9 protein-coding genes, 2 tRNA genes, 3 rRNA genes and 5 pseudogenes are annotated in these 19,392 nt (G+C 40.3%); 11 read left to right on the plus strand and 8 right to left on the minus strand.

Annotated elements, in window-relative coordinates:
* The first annotated feature begins 13 nt into the window (after positions 1–13).
* Entirely contained in the window at positions 14–1,492 is a 1,479-nt protein-coding gene (locus LZ575_RS01355; RefSeq protein WP_235327863.1) for an SGNH/GDSL hydrolase family protein, read from the plus strand.
* Positions 1,493–1,577: 85 nt separating this feature from the next.
* Here LZ575_RS01355 and LZ575_RS01360 read toward each other — a convergent pair whose 3' ends face one another.
* Complete coding sequence (locus LZ575_RS01360) at positions 1,578–2,654, minus strand: DNA topoisomerase IB (protein ID WP_235327865.1); 1,077 nt, start codon at positions 2,652–2,654, stop codon at positions 1,578–1,580.
* Between the two features lie 133 nt (positions 2,655–2,787).
* Positions 2,788–3,877: pseudogene (locus LZ575_RS01365) on the minus strand (M42 family metallopeptidase).
* Between the two features lie 105 nt (positions 3,878–3,982).
* Between LZ575_RS01365 and LZ575_RS01370 the strand changes: the two are divergent.
* The 8 genes and pseudogenes from LZ575_RS01370 to LZ575_RS01405 all read left to right on the plus strand — a co-directional run bounded on the left by LZ575_RS01370 (position 3,983) and on the right by LZ575_RS01405 (position 12,758).
* Positions 3,983–4,666, plus strand: a complete 684-nt coding sequence (locus tag LZ575_RS01370; RefSeq protein WP_235327867.1) for a DUF4294 domain-containing protein — start codon at positions 3,983–3,985, stop codon at positions 4,664–4,666.
* 989 nt (positions 4,667–5,655) lie between these two features.
* Positions 5,656–7,176 (plus strand): 16S ribosomal RNA (locus LZ575_RS01375).
* 185 nt (positions 7,177–7,361) lie between these two features.
* Positions 7,362–7,435: transfer RNA gene (locus tag LZ575_RS01380), tRNA-Ile, on the plus strand.
* Between the two features lie 237 nt (positions 7,436–7,672).
* Positions 7,673–7,746, plus strand: a tRNA-Ala gene (locus tag LZ575_RS01385).
* Positions 7,747–7,972: 226 nt separating this feature from the next.
* A 23S ribosomal RNA gene (locus LZ575_RS01390) occupies positions 7,973–10,810 on the plus strand.
* Positions 10,811–10,994: 184 nt separating this feature from the next.
* Positions 10,995–11,104, plus strand: a 5S ribosomal RNA gene (gene rrf / locus LZ575_RS01395).
* Together the 16S, 23S and 5S rRNA genes with 2 tRNA genes alongside form the textbook arrangement of a ribosomal RNA operon.
* Positions 11,105–11,360: 256 nt before the next feature.
* A complete protein-coding gene (locus LZ575_RS01400; protein WP_235327869.1) occupies positions 11,361–12,236 on the plus strand; it encodes a creatininase family protein in 876 nt (291 codons plus the stop codon).
* Positions 12,237–12,401: 165 nt separating this feature from the next.
* Positions 12,402–12,758: pseudogene (locus tag LZ575_RS01405) on the plus strand (type II toxin-antitoxin system HigA family antitoxin).
* Positions 12,759–12,961: 203 nt separating this feature from the next.
* Here LZ575_RS01405 and LZ575_RS01410 read toward each other — a convergent pair.
* Together LZ575_RS01410 and LZ575_RS01415 are read right to left on the minus strand one after the other, a co-directional pair.
* Entirely contained in the window at positions 12,962–13,390 is a 429-nt protein-coding gene (locus LZ575_RS01410) for a DUF4268 domain-containing protein (RefSeq protein ID WP_235327871.1), read from the minus strand.
* A pseudogene (locus tag LZ575_RS01415) lies at positions 13,390–14,056 on the minus strand (ZIP family metal transporter). Before LZ575_RS01415 ends, LZ575_RS01410 begins: the two are co-directional and overlap by 1 nt.
* A gap of 135 nt (positions 14,057–14,191) precedes the next feature.
* Here LZ575_RS01415 and LZ575_RS01420 point away from each other — a divergent pair.
* Positions 14,192–15,363: pseudogene (locus tag LZ575_RS01420) on the plus strand (class I SAM-dependent RNA methyltransferase).
* On the opposite strand, the gene LZ575_RS01425 reads toward LZ575_RS01420, so the two are convergent.
* From LZ575_RS01425 to rlmD, 4 genes and pseudogenes are all read right to left on the minus strand, one after another.
* On the minus strand, positions 15,360–16,067 hold the full coding sequence (locus tag LZ575_RS01425) for a DUF6048 family protein (protein ID WP_235327873.1): 708 nt from the start codon (positions 16,065–16,067) through the stop codon (positions 15,360–15,362). The pseudogene LZ575_RS01420 and the gene LZ575_RS01425 overlap by 4 nt on opposite strands.
* The gene (locus LZ575_RS01430) at positions 16,030–16,362 is read right to left on the minus strand and encodes a DUF6452 family protein (protein ID WP_311196084.1); all 333 of its coding nucleotides are present in this window, start codon (positions 16,360–16,362) and stop codon (positions 16,030–16,032) included. The genes LZ575_RS01425 and LZ575_RS01430 overlap by 38 nt, the downstream gene beginning before the upstream one ends.
* Positions 16,363–16,366: 4 nt before the next feature.
* Positions 16,367–16,567: a hypothetical protein gene (locus LZ575_RS01435; protein ID WP_235327875.1), complete on the minus strand. Its 201-nt coding sequence runs from the start codon at positions 16,565–16,567 to the stop codon at positions 16,367–16,369.
* Positions 16,549–17,960 (minus strand): annotated as a pseudogene (gene rlmD / locus LZ575_RS01440) (23S rRNA (uracil(1939)-C(5))-methyltransferase RlmD). Before rlmD ends, LZ575_RS01435 begins: the two are co-directional and overlap by 19 nt.
* 173 nt (positions 17,961–18,133) lie before the next feature.
* On the opposite strand from rlmD, the gene rocD reads away from it, so the two are divergent.
* Complete coding sequence (rocD, locus tag LZ575_RS01445; RefSeq protein ID WP_235327877.1) at positions 18,134–19,378, plus strand: ornithine--oxo-acid transaminase; 1,245 nt, start codon at positions 18,134–18,136, stop codon at positions 19,376–19,378.
* Positions 19,379–19,392: the final 14 nt, after the last annotated feature.

Raw genomic sequence — 19,392 nt, forward strand, 5'->3', positions numbered from 1 at the left:
AAAATATAATCTAATGAAAATATATAATTATAAATGGCTTTTACTATTACTGGTGGGAGTGGTGACAGGTTGTAGTTCTGATGATGACTCGGGAACAATTATTGTGGAGCCGGGAGAATATACTTCAGGCTCGGCAGATTTCTCACACTATGTGGCTTTAGGTAATAGCTTAACAGCAGGATTAACTGATGGAACCCTGTTTCTCGCAGGTCAGCAAAATTCACTTCCAAACATACTGGCAGAGCAGTTTGAACTTACAGGAGGCGGGGAATTTACACAGCCGTTAATAAATGATAATATTGGTGGATTATTGTTGGGAGGAAATGTGATCCAGGAGCCAAGGCTTTTCTTTAATGGATCTGGTCCACAACGATTAACAGCAACACCTACAACCGAAATTACAAGTACCTTATCAGGCCCGTTTAATAATATGGGAGTTCCGGGAGCAAAAAGTTTTCATTTACTTGCTCCGGGTTATGGCAATGTGGCGGGAGTTGCTACGGGACAATCCAATCCTTATTTTGTAAGATTTGCCAGCAGTCCAGCAACAACAGTTTTGGCAGATGCCGTAGCTCAGGATCCTACCTTCTTTTCCCTTTGGATTGGAAACAATGATGTACTTTCTTATGCGACAAGCGGTGGGGTAGGAGTAGATCAAACAGGAAATTTTGATCCTTCCACTTATGGAAGTAATGATATTACAGATCCTAATGTTTTCGCCCAGGTATATTCTACTCTTTTAGACGCACTTACGGCAAATGGTGCAGACGGTGTGGTGGCTAATATTCCAAATGTCACCTCTCTGCCATATTTTACAACTGTTCCCCGCAAGCCTGTCCCTCTCGATGCTACTACAGCAGCTGCTTTAAATAACGGGTACGCTCAATATAACGGTGGCTTACAATTAGCCCTGGCTAATAACCTAATTAATGCAGAAGAAGCGCAGGCGCGCATGATTTCTTTTGCAGAAGGACAAAATGCAGTGGTAATTGAAGATGAAAATTTAACTAACCTTAGCGCTTTAGGAATACCTTCTTACAGAATGGTGACAGATGAGGATCTAATTGTTCTTACCGCTGCTTCATTTATTGGGACTACTGCAGGCGACAATCCCCAAATGATCAATGGGGTTTCTGTTCCCCTGGCAGATAAATGGGTTTTAACTAAAGCTGAACAGGAGGAAGTTCTACAGGCTACTGCAGCCTATAATCAAACAATAGAATCCCTGGCAGAAGCTAAAGGTCTTGCCTTTGTTGATGTGAATTCTATTCTTGTACAACTGGCAGATTCTGAAGTAGCATTTGATGAATATTTTCTGAATTCAAAACTGGTCTTTGGCGGTGCTTTCTCCCTGGACGGCGTTCACCCCACAGCTCGTGGTTATGCTTATCTTGCTAATAAATTTATTGCCGCTATTAATGAAACTTATAATTCTAATCTTCCCCCGGTAAAGGCTGTAGATTATAATGTTATTTATCCATCCTCTATGTAGGGTAAGCAGGATTGGATAATAGAAAAACCCACTGTAAAAAAGTGGGTTTTCTTTTTTATTGTCAGAAGATGTATTTGTAGGATGCCTATATTTCAATTTTATAATCTCCAATAAGTTCCAGCATTTTATCTTCACTGGCTGAAAGGCTGGTATAATCCTTTTTTTCTGAAGGTTGTATTTCTGAAAAATATTTTAGTATTTCACCATTTTCGTAGCTTTCAACTATACGGGGATGTACATAATAGGATCTACAAACGGTTCTGGTGTTCCCAAGACCTGTTGCGGCTGCATCGTATGCTTTCAGAATATTCTTTTTATTCTCCTTTTCATCTTCAGTATAACCAATTTCATAAAGGGTTTCAAAAAATATCTTAGAGGCGGACCAGGTTCTAAAATCTTTTGCTGAAAATTGGTCACAACTAATTTCCTGAATATATTCATTGATCATTCCACTATCCAGAGAATGTTTATTTCCGTCTTCATCGTAAAATTTAAATAACTCCCATCCCGGGATCTCTTCACATTGGTTAACCAGTTTTACAAGCTTTTTGTTTCTTATAGTAATAGAATGTTCCTTTCCTTTTTTACCCACAAACTCAAACTTCATTTTGTTTTTGGAAGTTTTAACGTGTCTTGCCCTTAAGGTGGAAAGGCCATAGGTCTTATTCTGCTTTGCGTAATAAGCATTCCCAATCCTAATATGGGTTTCCTCCATTAACCTTATTACCAGTGCCATGACCTTTTTCCTGGTCATTTTTGGCAGGTCGAGATCTTTTTCCACCTGCTGGCGTATTGCCGGGAGCTTTTCTCCAAACTTAGCCATCTTAAAAAATTTAGTCTGGTTTCTAAGATTAGACCATAGAGGATGGTAAAGATATTGTTTACGCTTTTTCTCATCTCTTCCTACAGCCTGCAGGTGACCATTTTTAAAACGTGAAATTCTAACATTTGTCCAGGCTGGAGGGATAACAAGCTTTTTAATTCGGTCCAGGGTAGCAGGATCTGTAACTTTTTCCCCTTTTTTAATGTAAGTAAATCCTCTGCCCACCTTTTTTCGATGGATTGAAAGATTGTTTTCTGATACATAAACCAGGTTCGTAAGTTCTATAGCCTCAATTGGATTTTCAAGAATTGTCGTTATATCCTCAGGAGAAAGCGTCATTGCATTTTTTTCGAAAGATATATTGAATTGCGTTAGATGAATGGTAAAGAATTGTGAAAGTTGACTTTAGGGTAAAAAAATACTCCTTTAAGATAAACCAAAAGGAGTATAAAAATTCTAATATGTACGCTAATTAGTCAAAGTAACTAAAAGTATCTCCATCTTTAATTTGTAAAATACTTTCATAAATTAACCTGATCACATTTTCTACATCTTCCTTCTGGACCATTTCTACAGTGGTGTGCATATATCTTAAGGGTAAAGAAATTAAAGCAGATGCTACTCCACCATTGCTATAGGCGAAAGCATCAGTATCAGTCCCGGTGCAGCGGGAGGATGCTGCTCTTTGAAAAGGAATTTTCTTCTCTTCAGCAGTTTCAATTAAAAGTTCCCGGAGTTTATTTTGTACTGCAGGCGCGTAAGTAATAACAGGTCCTTCTCCAATTTTTGCATAACCGTTTGTCTTTTTCTCGATCATTGGAGTAGTGGTATCATGAGTAACATCTGTCACTATGGCTACATTTGGTTTAATACGCTGGGTAATCATTTCAGCCCCTTTAAGACCAATTTCTTCCTGCACAGAGTTGGTGACATATAATCCAAAAGGCAATTTTTTGTTATTCTCCTTTAGTAGTCTGGCTACCTGCGCAACCATGAAACCTCCAATCCTGTTATCAAGGGCCCGGCTTACAAATTTATTATTGTTTAGGATAAAAAACTCATCTGGATAAGTGATAACACAACCTACGTGAACTCCAAGAGCAAGTACTTCATCTTTTGTTGCACATCCCACGTCTATGCAAATATTATCCATTTTTGGAGGGGTTTCCTTCTCTTTATCCCTGGTATGAATTGCTTACCATCCAAAAACACCTTTTACAATTCCTTTTTTGGTATGGATATTTACTCTTTTTGATGCCGCGATCTGGTGGTCACTCCCGCCGTTACGTATAACATAGATCAATCCATCATCGGTAATATAATTAACATACCACGAAATTTCATCGGCGTGACCTTCAATTACCACTTTAAATTCTGCTTCAGGATTTATAACACCAACGGCAGTACCATAAGTGTCGGTAATGAATTCATCTACATAAGGCTTTAAGTAATCCATCCAGATCTTTTGCCCCTCCCACTCATAGCTAGGTAGGAGATGCATTATTCAGGTACTTTTCAAGAAATTCTATGGAGTTTTTATCGAGTATCTCTTTTTCTTTCATTGTATTTTAATTTTGCACGAATTTAGTAAGAATTAAATGTATGGCAAGAGCAATAATTGTAAATTTGGAACGGTTTTAGTTAGAATAGTATAACCTAAATGCTATATGTTGAGGCTATTAATTTTTGGAATTTTCTTTATTATTTTTACAGGCGTCCGGGCTCAGGTTCCAGATCCTGTTACAGATACTATAGATAAAGAATACTTTATTATACTTGGAGATACAATTTTAAGACAGGCCATTGACCTTGAAGAGGTGAGGATCCTTAGCAGGCTCAAATTTAAATCGGAAAAGGAGCGAAGGGATTATCTTATACTAAGAAGGAAGACCCGTAAGGTTTATCCATATGCCAAACTGGCGTCTGAAAGATTGGTGGAATTAAATTCCCGCCTGGATCAAATTAAATCCAAGAGAGACAGGAAACGCTACACTAAAATTGTTCAGGACTATATTGAAGATCAGTTTTCTGCTGAACTTAAAAAATTAACCCGCACTGAAGGACAGATCCTGGTAAAATTGATACACAGGCAAACCGGGGTAACTGCATATGATCTAATTAAAAATTTGAAAAGTGGCTGGAGAGCTTTCTGGTATAATTCCACCGCCAGTCTTTTTGATATTTCATTAAAAGAGGAATACAACCCGAGGACCAATAAGGAAGATTATTTAATTGAAGATATCTTACAACGTTCTTTCCAGGCAAAAGTTTTGGAGCCGCAACCCAGTGCACTGGATTTTAATTTTATGGAACTGGAGAATAAATGGACTTCCAGCACCACATCACGATAAATTCTTACACTTTTCTGCACTAGGTCAACCTTACCGGAATTTTATCATAAGGTTGGGATAAGTGTGGAACCCTGTTTATAATGTTATAGATTTTCCTTCTGTTCGGGATTTCTGCTATAGTTTGAAAAAGCTGGTGGCTTTATAAAAGCGACCGCTGCTATATGCCGACGGGAAGTTTCTTAAGGGAGATGTAGGATGACATAACTTCTTTTTAAAATTATTAAAATTAATAATCAGAAGATACTAAGAGTACCTGAGTTGTGGGTATAAACTGCATTAGTGCATTAGTGGCTAACCCCAGCCTTGAGATTGTTCCTGCTTCTAATTTTGAAATTCCCCCGACCTCCTCAAATGTTAAAGTTTCAGGTTCAAAAACAACAGGATCAAAGCATTAAGATTTGGAGTTAAAAAAGAGGGATTAAATCCAAAGATTTTATTTGCGGGAAAGAAAAAAAGCGGTGTATATTTGCAGCCGCTTAGAGAGAGGGTAATGCTTCAAAAAGAGCGGGAAGTTCATTGAATACTGGAGTGGGAGTAAATGTAGGGAGAATAGTCTCTGCCGCTTCTTAAAAAAACTTTAAAAAAGTTTTTGGTGGAAAGAAAATCGGGTGTATATTTGCACCCCGCTATTGTAAAAACGGCGGAACGTTCTACAAAAAATTTCCTCAAAAAAAACTTCAAAAAAAGTTTTGCTGGTAAGAAGAAGTTGTTGTACATTTGCAGCCGCTTTAAAAACGAGCGAGAGTTCTTTAAGAGTTACTGAAAATAAGAAATCCCGGGTGGGTGAGAGAAAAAGGTTCGAGTCCTTTTATTTTTACAAAAGCCACAATGTGGCAAAGTTCATTGATATATTGAAATTGACAGCGCGTTTTAATTCTTCGGGATTAAAGCAAAGAAATTAAATTAAGACTAGAGAATTCGTTTTGAGCGTTTCTTATTTAGGTAAGAGATGAATCGACCTTAGTAATTGTAAATTTATTTAAAGATTAACGATGAAGAGTTTGATCCTGGCTCAGGATGAACGCTAGCGGCAGGCTTAACACATGCAAGTCGAGGGGCAGCACGTCTTCGGATGGTGGCGACTAAGCGCACGGGTGCGTAACGCGTATACAATCTACCTTGTAGAGGGGGATAGCCCGGGGAAACCCGGATTAATACCCCATAGTACTTAGAGACAGCATTGTTTTTAGGTTAAACATTTATGGCTACAAGATGAGTATGCGTCCTATTAGTTAGTTGGTAAGGTAACGGCTTACCAAGACTTCGATAGGTAGGGGTCCTGAGAGGGAGATCCCCCACACTGGTACTGAGACACGGACCAGACTCCTACGGGAGGCAGCAGTGAGGAATATTGGACAATGGGCGAGAGCCTGATCCAGCCATGCCGCGTGCAGGAAGACGGCCCTATGGGTTGTAAACTGCTTTTATACGGGAAGAAACACTCCTTCGTGAAGGAGCTTGACGGTACCGTAAGAATAAGGATCGGCTAACTCCGTGCCAGCAGCCGCGGTAATACGGAGGATCCAAGCGTTATCCGGAATCATTGGGTTTAAAGGGTCCGTAGGCGGGATAATAAGTCAGTGGTGAAAGTCTGCAGCTCAACTGTAGAATTGCCATTGATACTGTTATTCTTGAGTGTTTATGAAGTGGTTAGAATATGTAGTGTAGCGGTGAAATGCATAGATATTACATAGAATACCGATTGCGAAGGCAGATCACTAATAAAATACTGACGCTGATGGACGAAAGCGTAGGTAGCGAACAGGATTAGATACCCTGGTAGTCTACGCCGTAAACGATGGTTACTAGCTGTTTGGTCTTCGGACTGAGTGGCTAAGCGAAAGTGATAAGTAACCCACCTGGGGAGTACGTTCGCAAGAATGAAACTCAAAGGAATTGACGGGGGCCCGCACAAGCGGTGGAGCATGTGGTTTAATTCGATGATACGCGAGGAACCTTACCAGGGCTTAAATGTAGTCTGACAGGGGTGGAAACACCTTTTTCTTCGGACAGATTACAAGGTGCTGCATGGTTGTCGTCAGCTCGTGCCGTGAGGTGTCAGGTTAAGTCCTATAACGAGCGCAACCCCTGTTGTTAGTTGCCAGCGAGTAATGTCGGGAACTCTAACAAGACTGCTAAGGTGCAAACCGTGAGGAAGGTGGGGATGACGTCAAATCATCACGGCCCTTACGTCCTGGGCCACACACGTGCTACAATGGTAGGGACAGAGAGCAGCCACTTTGCAAAGAGGAGCGAATCTATAAACCCTATCTCAGTTCGGATCGGAGTCTGCAACTCGACTCCGTGAAGCTGGAATCGCTAGTAATCGCATATCAGCCATGATGCGGTGAATACGTTCCCGGGCCTTGTACACACCGCCCGTCAAGCCATGGAAGCTGGGGGTACCTGAAGTCGGTCACCGCAAGGAGCCGCCTAGGGTAAAACTAGTAACTGGGGCTAAGTCGTAACAAGGTAGCCGTACCGGAAGGTGCGGCTGGAACACCTCCTTTCTAGAGCTTTTGCTTATTAAAGAGCAAAGCGCAATTATCAAAGGTTCTCAAAGAGGAACTCCTTGGTCTTAATTTAGCTGTCGATTTTAATTTATAATTTAAAGAGAAACAAGAAGTAAGAAACAAGAAGTAAGACTTTTGTCTTGACTCTTGGCTCTTGAGTCTTGTCTCTTAAAAAAAGAAGCAGTCTCATAGCTCAGCTGGTTAGAGCGCTACACTGATAATGTAGAGGTCGGCAGTTCGAGTCTGCCTGAGACTACAAGTCGAAGCAGACGAGAAGTTTATCCTGAGTAAGGCACGGTAGTGCCGCATCGAAGGGAGTCTGCCTGAGACTACTACCGCCCAGGGGCGGAGTTTAAAGTTAAAGGTTTAAAGTTCAAAGTTGAACTGGAGACATAAGTTCATTACAATTATTGAAAGGAAATTTTAGAAGTTGGGATGCCTATCCTTTTTGGAATTTGGAATTTTAGTTTTTTTGGAATTTCATTTTTGATTTGGGGGATTAGCTCAGCTGGCTAGAGCGCCTGCCTTGCACGCAGGAGGTCATCGGTTCGACTCCGATATTCTCCACTGTTTTTAGTATTGAGATACTAGAATTGAGAATTGAGATTTTATCTCATTACTCACTACTAAATACTCACTACTAAGAGAAACGTTCATTGACATATTGGGAAATAAAGAATACGAGAAAAATCGAATTTGTATTTATACAAGTAGATAGAATAATAGAATAAAATCGTTTTTATAAACATGCTGCACGGCTGTTTATAAGGACAAGAGCATATTAGGTAAAAAGCACATAAGCTAAATAAGGGCGTATGGGGAATGCCTAGGCTCTCAGAGGCGATGAAGGACGTGATAAGCTGCGAAAAGCTGCGGGGACTGGCACATACAGGTTGATCCGCAGATATCCGAATGGGGCAACCCACTATATTGAAGATATAGTATGCCGAAAGGCAGGCGAACCCGGGGAACTGAAACATCTAAGTACCCGGAGGAGAAGAAAACAAAAGTGATTGCGCAAGTAGTGGCGAGCGAACGCGCATTAGCCCAAACCACGTAGCTTACGGGCTGCGTGGGGTTGTAGGACCACGACATTGGTTGTGTTATGAATTAGAACACTTTGGAAAGAGTGACCATAGAGGGTGATAGTCCCGTATAGGTAAAGATCATAAACCATAGTGGTATCCTGAGTAGTGCGGGGCACGAGAAACCCTGTATGAATTTGGCGGGACCATCCGCTAAGGCTAAATACTCCTGAGAGACCGATAGTGAACCAGTACCGTGAGGGAAAGGTGAAAAGAACCGTGAATAACGGAGTGAAATAGATCCTGAAACCATACGCTTACAAGCGGTCGGAGCCTTTAGGGGTGACGGCGTGCCTTTTGCATAATGAGCCTACGAGTTAACGTTGCCAGCAAGGTTAAGCATTTAAGATGTGGAGCCGTAGCGAAAGCGAGTCTTAATAGGGCGCTATAGTTGGTAGTGTTAGACGCGAAACCGTGTGATCTACCCTTGGGCAGGTTGAAGCTGTGGTAACACATAGTGGAGGACCGAACCCGTTGACGTTGAAAAGTCTTGGGATGACCTGAGGGTAGGGGTGAAAGGCCAATCAAACTCGGAAATAGCTCGTACTCCCCGAAATGCATTTAGGTGCAGCGATTTAATAGTTTTATAGAGGTAGAGCTACTGATTGGATGCGGGGGCTTCACCGCCTACCAATTCCTGACAAACTCCGAATGCTATAAAATGTTTTAGATCAGTGAGGGCATGGGTGCTAAGGTCCATGTCCGAGAGGGAAAGAACCCAGACCATCAGCTAAGGTCCCCAAATGTATATTAAGTTGAAAAAACGCGGTTGAACTGCCCAGACAGCTAGGATGTTGGCTTGGAAGCAGCCATTCATTTAAAGAGTGCGTAACAGCTCACTAGTCGAGCGGTTCGGCATGGATAATAATCGGGCATAAATATACTACCGAAGCTATGGATTTCATATTTAGATATGGAGTGGTAGGGGAGCATTGTAACAGGGTTGAAGGTAAGCTTTGAGGCTTGCTGGACTGGTTACAAAAGAAAATGTAGGCATAAGTAACGATAATGCGGGCGAGAAACCCGCACACCGAAAGACTAAGGTTTCCTCAGCTATGCTAATCAGCTGAGGGTTAGTCGGGACCTAAGGCGACCCCGAATGGGTTAGTCGATGGACAACAGATTAATATTTCTGTACCTGCCCCACGTTAAAAGTGACGGAGGCGAAAAGTTGGTGCGCACTGACGGAATAGTGCGTTGAAGCCAGTGGTAACACGGCGATAGTACACAAAGGCTTCGGCTGGCGTGATAATCCAGCGGATCGACTTCCAAGAAAAGCGAGTGGTGGCAGCCCGTACCGCAAACCGACACAGGTAGTTGGGATGAGAATTCTAAGGTGCTCGAGAGATTCATGGCTAAGGAACTAGGCAAAATAGACCCGTAACTTCGGGAGAAGGGTCGCCCACAGCAATGTGGGCCGCAGTGAAGAGGTCCAGGCGACTGTTTATCAAAAACACAGGGCTCTGCTAAATCGAAAGATGATGTATAGGGCCTGACACCTGCCCGGTGCTGGAAGGTTAAGAGGAGATGTTAGCATTCGTGCGAAGCATTGAATTGAAGCCCCAGTAAACGGCGGCCGTAACTATAACGGTCCTAAGGTAGCGAAATTCCTTGTCGGGTAAGTTCCGACCTGCACGAATGGTGCAACGATCTGGACACTGTCTCAGCCATGAGCTCGGTGAAATTGTAGTATCGGTGAAGATGCCGATTACCCGCTGTGGGACGAAAAGACCCCGTGCACCTTTACTATAGCTTAGTATTGACTTTGGACAAGTGATGTGTAGGATAGGTGGGAGACTTTGAAGCGGCGTCGCCAGGCGTCGTGGAGTCATTGTTGAAATACCACCCTTTACTTGTTTGAAGCCTAACCCCGCAACACGGGGGACAATGCTTGGTGGGTAGTTTGACTGGGGTGGTCGCCTCCAAAAGAGTAACGGAGGCTTCTAAAGGTTCCCTCAGCACGCTTGGTAACCGTGCGTAGAGTGCAATGGCAAAAGGGAGCTTGACTGAGAGACATACAGGTCGATCAGGTACGAAAGTAGAGCATAGTGATCCGGTGGTTCCGCATGGAAGGGCCATCGCTCAAAGGATAAAAGGTACGCCGGGGATAACAGGCTGATCTCCCCCAAGAGCTCACATCGACGGGGGGGTTTGGCACCTCGATGTCGGCTCGTCACATCCTGGGGCTGGAGAAGGTCCCAAGGGTTGGGCTGTTCGCCCATTAAAGTGGCACGCGAGCTGGGTTCAGAACGTCGTGAGACAGTTCGGTCTCTATCTACAGTGGGCGTTAGAAATTTGAGTGGATCTGACTCTAGTACGAGAGGACCGAGTTGGACTAACCTCTGGTGCACCAGTTGTTCCGCCAGGAGCATTGCTGGGTAGCTACGTTGGGAAGGGATAAGCGCTGAAAGCATATAAGCGCGAAACCCACCACAAGATGAGATTTCTTTAAAGGATCGTGGAAGACTACCACGTTGATAGGCCATAGGTGTAAAGGCAGTAATGTCATAGCCGAGTGGTACTAATAATCCGTAAAGCTTAGTGCACCCGTCCCGGTAGCAATACCGGGACAGGATAACCTAAAACTCATTTATTCTATTACAATATCATCGTTTTTCTTCTTTTGTTTATTTCCTTATATGTTAACTTATTAGAAGTTAGTATTGAGAATTGAGTATTGAGATTTTGTCTCACTACTCACTACTAATATCTCACTACTACTTTAAGATTTAAGGTGGCTATAGCAACGGGGCTCACCTCTTCCCTTTCCGAACAGAGAAGTTAAGCCCGTTAGCGCAGATGGTACTGCTGTATTGTGGGAGAGTATGTCGCCGCCTTCTTTTTGAAAACCCTTCATCGATTCGATGAAGGGTTTTTTTATGCAGTAAATCGAAATACTGTCACGGATTGAAAATCCGCGACAACCTTAGATAATGATAATACAGTGGGCGCGGATTTGCAATCCGTGACGACATACAAAACAACCTATACTTCTCAATTGGTAATATAACCACTATAAGATGTAAGATATCAGATTGTTATTTACAATTAGTCTGAAATTCATTATATTGATGTGCAGCTAAAACACATTATACTATGAGAATTATACTATTACTGGGGTTATTGTTATCAACAAATTTATACTCCCAGGATATTCCGGCTCGGTGGGAGGAGCTTACTGCAAGTGACTGGTCACTTGCCCTGCAAAAATCTTCAAAGACAATAATTTTACCTATTGGGATCTTGGAAAAGCATGGACCTCATGCCCCTATTGGTTCAGATCTTATAAATGTGAGGGCGTGGGCAATGGGTGCTGTTGAGAATGAATATGCCGTTGTCTTTCCGGAATATTTTTATGGTCAAATTAATGAAGCAAAAAATCACCCTGGGACATTTGCCCTACCCGATAAACTTGCATTTGAACTTTTAAAAGCTACATGTGAGGAATTAGGAAGAAATGGTTTTGAAAAAATATTAATTGTGAATGGGCATGGAGGCAATCCACAGATGCTGAGATATTTTGTTCAAACTCAATTGGATGAGAAGAAGGATTATGCAGTTTATTTTTTTGATCCACAACATGATCAGGCTTTTCAGGAGAAGGTAAATAGTATGAGAAAATCAGATCCCGCGGGGGATCAACATGGCGGAGAAAATGAAACTTCAGCCTTACTCTATTTGCGTCCCGACTTGGTTCAGTTGGATAGGGCTAAACAGGAGTCTGGAGAAAATCAAAAAAGATTGCCGGGAATTCCCAATATTTATACAGGAATATGGTGGTATGCCGCTTATCCTAATCATTATGCCGGAGAAGGAGATAAAGCTACTAAAGAGTTAGGAAAACTTCTAACAGATCATAAAATTGAAGCTTTAACCAAAGCATTAAAAGCAGTTAAGGAAGATACACAAACTTTAAAACTACAAAATCAATTTTTTGAAGATGTAGATGAGCTTTCCCAGGACAAACCTTAATTCTGAAAAAAATAAATTATTAAATGGTGGTGCAGATTAAATATCAGTGTCACCTTTTTTAATTTAGCTTCTTGTTGCTAACGATTATAGTCTGACTTTTAAATTTATATTAAGTATCAACTTGCGTGTATAAGGTTTAGTGGAACGCCCGCAGAAGACGATAAGATTAACGCAAAAAAAATTAAAAATGAAGTGCACTACTTAAAAGCACTTGAGCATTTGGAAGTTATTTTTGATGTGAAAAAGAGGAACTGATGAAGGTGACCAACTGGAAATTTTAGCAATCCTTATCGACCACTATAAAAATGAAAAGTTCCCAATCGGGATGCCTGATCCAATTTTTACGATCAATTTTAGAATGGAGCAAATGGGCTGAAACAAAAGAATTTGGTCGGGATGACTGGTTTTAGAAGTCGGGTTATTGAAATAATGAACAAAAAGCTTAAACCGACTTTGGAAATGATTAGAAAACTGAATGCCAAATTGCATATCCCCACTGAGATTTTAATCCAGGATTATTGAGTAACATTGCAGAAAGCGCCAAGGCAACAATTTATTTTAACAGTTGCCAGGCAACTTTATAAAGGAGGCAACCATTTTTTATATGAGACGATATCCTCCGGATAAGTTGAATACCCTTCAGGTCAAACCAGGAATTCTGAAAATTTTCCGCGGAAACTTTAAAAATTCAACTTTTGAAACAGTTATCCGGGTTATTCATTAATTCAGTCTGCGATAAAATCAGAATATTCCAAAAAGAATTTTTCCAGGAGGTTCATCCTGTCTTCCAGGAATTCCATTACAGGAGGCCAATCTTTTTTGTTATGGATATTTACTTTCTTTAATTCTACAAAAATGGTAGAAATAACTTTTCCTTCAGGCAATGTATTTATTTCCAGAAATTCAGCATCGGGTAAATATTCAGTAAGAAGAATATTTTTCAGGGAGAGAAGCTTCTCAAAATAGTATGCTCTCAGTATTTCATCATTTGAGGTTAGATCCAAAGAAACTCTTGCAGCCTGATTTGTGAAGGTGAATTTTAATTGCAAATCTTTTATTTGGGTGTTATACAAAATCCATTTCCGTGGAAACTCTTTTCCGAAGGAGGTCCAAAATTCTTCCCGTATTTTTTTTGATTCTTCCCGGCTGAACATTATAATAAATAAGCTAATAAAATCCCCAAAATTATTACAAGTAACTTGGAGGCATTAAAAGTATGATTTTTTGATGCCTCAAATAATATAGTAGTTGAAACATGTAGAAAAATACCAATTACCACTGCATTAATATAATGCTCATATTGATGCAATTCTTCAAAGCGTTGAAACCAGCTTCCCAAAGGAGTCATTAAAGCGAAAATTACCAGAAATAAAATAACCTTTGATTTTTTTATTCCTGACTGGATAAGGAAAGTTGAAAGAATCGCAGCAACTAAGTACTTTATGAATTATAACGCCGTAAAGCAAATGATCACTGGTGTTAAGAGGAAAACCTTCCAGGAAAGCGTGAATACAGAGGCTAATAAGTAAAGCAAAAGGAAAGCTTGTAGTATTACCATGGGAATGTATATGCCCGTGTTCAACACCATTTGATCCAAATTCCAGGATTATTTGGAGAAGCAATCCCGCCATTATAAAAATACCTATAGAATGATCCTCGTTTTCGTATACCTCAGGAAGAAGTTCAAACACAGTTAAGGATAACAAATAAGCGCCGCTAAACGCCAGTAACAGCTTAAAACTTAATGAAGAATGGGGTTTTAAAAACACTGCGATGATGTAACCTAAAATTACAGCAAGTAAGGGTAGTATATAGATCATTTATTAAGTAGTAGGTTCTATAATATTCTACGACAAATTTTCAGTAAGAACCAGTAAAACTAAGGATTCTGGCCTGGCTGTAATTATTATATGGCACAAAATTAACGTATTTTTGCCGGAGAAGAACTTTTACATATGGGAAATAATTTTGAAATGGTGGCCAAAACCCTTTATGGTTTTGAACCCATTCTGGCTAAGGAATTACGTTCTCTTGGAGCGATGGATATCCAGGAAGGAACGAGAAATGTAAAATTTACTGGAGATAAAGGTTTTATGTATAAAGCCAATTTAAGTCTTCGCACCGCAATAAAAATTCTCAAGCCATTTAAATCTTTTAGAATTAACAATGAAGATGATTTGTATAATGAGGTTAAAAAAATTGCATGGGAAGAGGAAATGGAGGTTAGCGACACCCTCGCGATTGATGCTACTGTTCATTCAGAAAAGTTTACCCATTCTAAATATATAGCGCAGAAAACAAAAGATGCTATAGTAGATAGATTTCGTGAAAAATTTGGATCCCGGCCAGATGTGGATCTTGATTTTCCCAGCCTTAGAATTAATGTTCATATAGAAAATGATCTTTGTAACTTAAGTTTTGACAGTTCCGGGCAGTCTCTGCACAAAAGAGGTTATAAAACCGCCACAAATATTGCTCCAATTAATGAAGTGTTGGCGGCGGGTTTACTTTTACTTTCTGGATGGGATGGGCAGTGTGATTTTCTCGATCCCATGTGCGGAAGCGGGACCATACTTATTGAAGCAGCAATGATAGCCTGTAATATACCCCCAAATTTAAACAGAAAAGAATTTGCTTTTGAAAAGTGGAAAGATTGGGATGTAGATCTTTATGAGAAAATAGAGGAGTCGGTTCTTAAAAAAGTAAGGGATTTCCATTTCAATATTAGTGGTTATGACACTGCACCTTCGGCTGTACATAAAGCTATAGATAATGTGGAAAATGCAAACCTTTCAGAATTCATTTCGGTAAAACAGCAGGATTTTTTTGAAAGTGAAAAGGAAAGTGAACGTAGACTGCATATGGTATTTAATCCACCCTATGGGGAACGTCTTGACATAAATATGCTTAAGCATTCTATAAAAATATTGGAGATACTTTAAAGCAGAATTATCCAGGTACAGAGGCATGGTTTATAACTTCCAATCTGGAAGCTATAAAAAACGTTGGATTACGACCTTCAAGAAAAATAAAATTATTTAATGGGGCTTTGGAATCTAAATTCCTGAAGTATGATATTTATGAAGGCACAAAAAAGCTTCATAAGATTAAAAACGAGGAAGATTAATCTTTTTCTTTTCTGTAAAGCGGAATGAGGTAAGAAATATTGTAGCCATAACCTACTCCAAAAGAACTATCGTCATAGGTCCTGTTAAAGCCGGGAATCACCAAATTATCAAAGTTGGAAGGAGAATTTTGGGTTACAATTCTTTTGAGCTGAACATTCCCGCCAAGATATAAATTGTGCAGGATTTCTACCTTTAAACCTACAACAAGTTCTATCCAGCTTGCAGTTAAACCTGAAGATTCAAAGGGCCCTTCAATTACTGTAGGTGGAAAATATTGTTCCCTGCTGTAGATAGAGTAGCTCTCCAGGGTTTGGGAGAAGGTTGAAAAACCGTAACGCAATCCGGCGTAAATTGCATTTTCCATTCCTGCCCAATTATCATAAGCATTATAATCTGCTCCCAGTTTTATGTAACTGCCATTGGCTGTAACGCTAAGATTGTCTCCTTTAAAAGGTAACTGTTCATTACCTATTTCGGCAGCCAGATAGTAGTTATCGTAGACCCGGTAGTCTCCCATAATTTCCAAACCACGATAATCTTCCTGCAGGATGCTACGCAAAGGTTTACTAAGATCTATTCCTACTCTAAGACCGTAACGTTCTTCATAATTAATAGTATCCAAAACAGCCTGCGCCTGTATAGTACCAATAAAAAAAAGAAAAATATTAATGGTAAATAGAGATATGAGTTGAGTCTGTTTCATTTACAATATTTGCTTCATTTACGGTTATACGATTTATCCATCTATTATCATCCTGATCTAATCTTGCCTGCAACCCGAGATAATGAACCTTGTAACTACAGGCCCTGTTGACATATATTTCCTCCCTGCTGTAGGAAAAAATTATTTTGTCCATATTCGTATTATCGTTAGGTTCTTCCTGTTCATCATCTGTAGGAATGGCAGGAGCATTAATTGTAAACTCGTATTCAGAAATATCAAGATCTGGTCTAAGTGGAATACTTAAAACGTCATCATTATACCTGTTTACAAAAATGGAATCATAACCTGGCTGCTTTTACCCTAAGATTCACAGGGGGTTTGGGCACATCCAGTTCTTCCGCATCAAAAAATGCAATTTTGAGCAGGGGAGTTACAGGTGTGGCAGCCGGGCAAATATCATCTCTTTGGCAACTTTGTGCAAGGGGCATAAGGAGGAACAATCCAGCTAAAGCTAATATTTTTATCTTCTTTCTAGGCATACCACATTTTCTACATGAAAAGTTTGTGGAAACATATCCACTAAGTTGAACTTTTACTACCCGATAATATTCGTCCATTAAAGCAAGGTCCCGGGCCTGTGTGGCCGAATTACAACTCACATAAACAATACGGTCGGGCAAGATACCAATAATTTGATCAACTACGTCCTTGTGCATCCCGTCCCTTGGAGGGTCAGTTATTATAACATCGGGTTTTCCATGGCGGTCGATGAATTCACGGGTAAACACTTTTTTCATATCACCCGCGAAAAATTCGGTATTAGTGATGTTGTTCCTTTCGGCATTTTGTTTCGCGTCTTCAATTGCTACAGGTACAGCTTCTATTCCAACAACCTTCCGGGCGTGACGTGCAACAAACTGGGCAATTGTACCCGTACCGTATAAAGGTCATAAACCAGTTCTTCCCCTGTTAACCGGGCAAAATCTCTTGTGATCTTATACAGTTCGTGAGCCTGCTTGGAATTTGTTTGATAAAAGGATTTGGCGTTAATTTTGAATTGCAGCCCTTCCATTTCTTCAAATATATGGTCACGACCTGTATAACAGATCACATCCTGATCATAGATCGTATCATTTCCTTTGGAATTGATGACATATTGTAAAGAAGTTATCTCCGGAAATTCTTTTGCAATATTATCTAATAGCAAAGTTCTTTTAACAGCATCTTCAGCAAAAAATTGCACCACCACCATTAGTTCCCCTGTAGAAGAGGTGCGTATCATTAAAGTTCTTAACAGGCCGTGTTGATCGCGGGTATTAAAAAAGGAAATTTCATTTGCAATAGCAAAATGCTTAACGAAATTCCTGATGGCATTGCTGGGATCCTCCTGCAAATGGCACTTCTTTATATCTAAAATTTTATCCCACATCCCAGGAATATGGAAGCCCAGTGCATTTTTGTCTTCAAATTCCCTGTTACTCTTAATTTCCTCCAGCGTAAGCCAGCGGCTGTCACTAAAAGAAAATTCCATTTTATTGCGGTAGAAATAGATATCCTCACTTCCCAGGATGGGAATAAAAGGAGGGAGCTCAACTTTACCAATTCTCCTGAGATTGTTCTCTACTTCCTGTTGCTTATAGAACAGCTGGTGTTCATACCCCATATGCTGCCACTTACAGCCACCGCAGGTGCCAAAATGCTTAAGCATACAGGTTCTACACGTTTATCTGAAAACTTATGAATCTTTACCGCAGTTCCTTCGTAGAAAGATTTTTTCTTCTTTGTCGTCTGGATATCTGCAATATCACCGGGAACTACATTGTTTATGAAAACCACTTTGCCATCGGGTGCTTTGGCAATACTTTTACCTTTTGCTCCGGCGCCAGTGATTTCAAGTTCTTCAAATAGCTTGTTTTTATTCTTTCTTCCCATAGCGCAAAAATAGGACAATTGAGAAGATTTTAAAGGGAGCTGATTATAAATTTCGTAGAACATTTAGTAATTTGCGTGATATGCAAGGGGATGATTTCTCTCCGGTAATTTTTTCTGTTTTTCAGAAGAAATTCAAGTAGGAATAACTGGAATAGAAAACAAAAATAACAAAAATGCAATTACAACAAATTTCGACATCACAACAGGCGATTGATCTTGAAGATAAACATGGAGCACATAATTATCATCCGTTGCCCGTGGTTCTCAGCAAGGGAGAAGGCGTTCATGTGTGGGATGTAGAAGGTAAAAAATATTATGATTTTCTTTCAGCTTATTCAGCAATTAATCAGGGACATTGCCATCCAAAGATAGTAGGGGCAATGCATGAGCAGGCTTTAAAATTAGGCCTCACATCCCGGGCCTTTTATAATGATGTGCTGGGCCCGTATGAAAAGTATGCTACAGAATACTTTGGTTTCGACAAACTGCTTCCTATGAATACCGGAGCAGAAGCGGTTGAAACTGCTATTAAACTTGCCCGAAAATGGGCTTACGAAAAGAAAGGTGTTGATGAAAGAGAAGCACAAATAATCGTTTGTGAAAATAATTTCCACGGAAGGACAACAACTATAATCTCTTTTTCTAATGATGAAGGTGCACGAAAAAACTTTGGCCCCTATACTCCGGGTTTCCTGAAGATCCCTTATAATAATACTGAAGCCCTTGAGGAAACCTTAAATAACAACAGTAATATTGCAGCATTCCTGGTAGAACCAATACAGGGAGAAGCGGGAGTGTATGTTCCTTCTGAAGGTTATCTTACCAGGGCAAAAGCTTTGTGTGAAAAACATAATGTTCTTTTTATTGCAGATGAAGTGCAGACGGGTATTGCCCGTACCGGAAAGTTACTCGCTGTGGATCACGAGAATGTACGGCCGGATATTTTGATCCTGGGAAAAGCAATTTCCGGGGGAGTTTATCCTGTTTCTGCTGTTCTTGCAAATAATAATGTGATGGATGTAATAAAGCCGGGACAACACGGTTCTACTTTTGGAGGTAATCCTGTGGCCTGTGCGGTGGCTATGGCTGCTTTGGAAGTAGTCAAAGATGAAAATTTAGCCGATAATGCTGAAAAATTAGGAAACCTCTTCCGAAGAAAAATGAATGATTACATTAGGAGTTCTTCAATTGTAAATTTAGTGAGAGGAAAAGGATTGCTTAATGCGATCCTCATCAATGATACTGAAGACAGTTCTACCGCCTGGGACATTTGTATGGCCTTAAAAGAAAATGGATTATTGGCCAAACCTACTCACGGGAATATTATTAGGTTTGCACCACCCCTGGTTATGAGTGAAGAGCAGTTACTGGATTGTGTTGAGATCATTACCCGCACTCTCAAAGATTTTGAGAAATAGGAAATTTTTAAAAA

Source organism: Antarcticibacterium sp. 1MA-6-2 (assembly GCF_021535135.1).
GTDB lineage: Bacteria > Bacteroidota > Bacteroidia > Flavobacteriales > Flavobacteriaceae > Gillisia.

What these genes read in the sequence shown, in the direction of transcription:
- LZ575_RS01400 (WP_235327869.1), top strand. Translation starts at nt 11,361, where the DNA reads ATGAGAATTATACTATTACTGGGGTTATTGTTATCAACAAATTTATAC.
- LZ575_RS01435 (WP_235327875.1), bottom strand. Translation starts at nt 16,567, where the DNA reads ATGCCTAGAAAGAAGATAAAAATATTAGCTTTAGCTGGATTGTTCCTC.
- LZ575_RS01425 (WP_235327873.1), bottom strand. Translation starts at nt 16,067, where the DNA reads ATGAAACAGACTCAACTCATATCTCTATTTACCATTAATATTTTTCTT.
- LZ575_RS01355 (WP_235327863.1), top strand. Translation starts at nt 14, where the DNA reads ATGAAAATATATAATTATAAATGGCTTTTACTATTACTGGTGGGAGTG.
- LZ575_RS01370 (WP_235327867.1), top strand. Translation starts at nt 3,983, where the DNA reads ATGTTGAGGCTATTAATTTTTGGAATTTTCTTTATTATTTTTACAGGC.
- rocD (WP_235327877.1), top strand. Translation starts at nt 18,134, where the DNA reads ATGCAATTACAACAAATTTCGACATCACAACAGGCGATTGATCTTGAA.
- LZ575_RS01360 (WP_235327865.1), bottom strand. Translation starts at nt 2,654, where the DNA reads ATGACGCTTTCTCCTGAGGATATAACGACAATTCTTGAAAATCCAATT.
- LZ575_RS01410 (WP_235327871.1), bottom strand. Translation starts at nt 13,390, where the DNA reads ATGTTCAGCCGGGAAGAATCAAAAAAAATACGGGAAGAATTTTGGACC.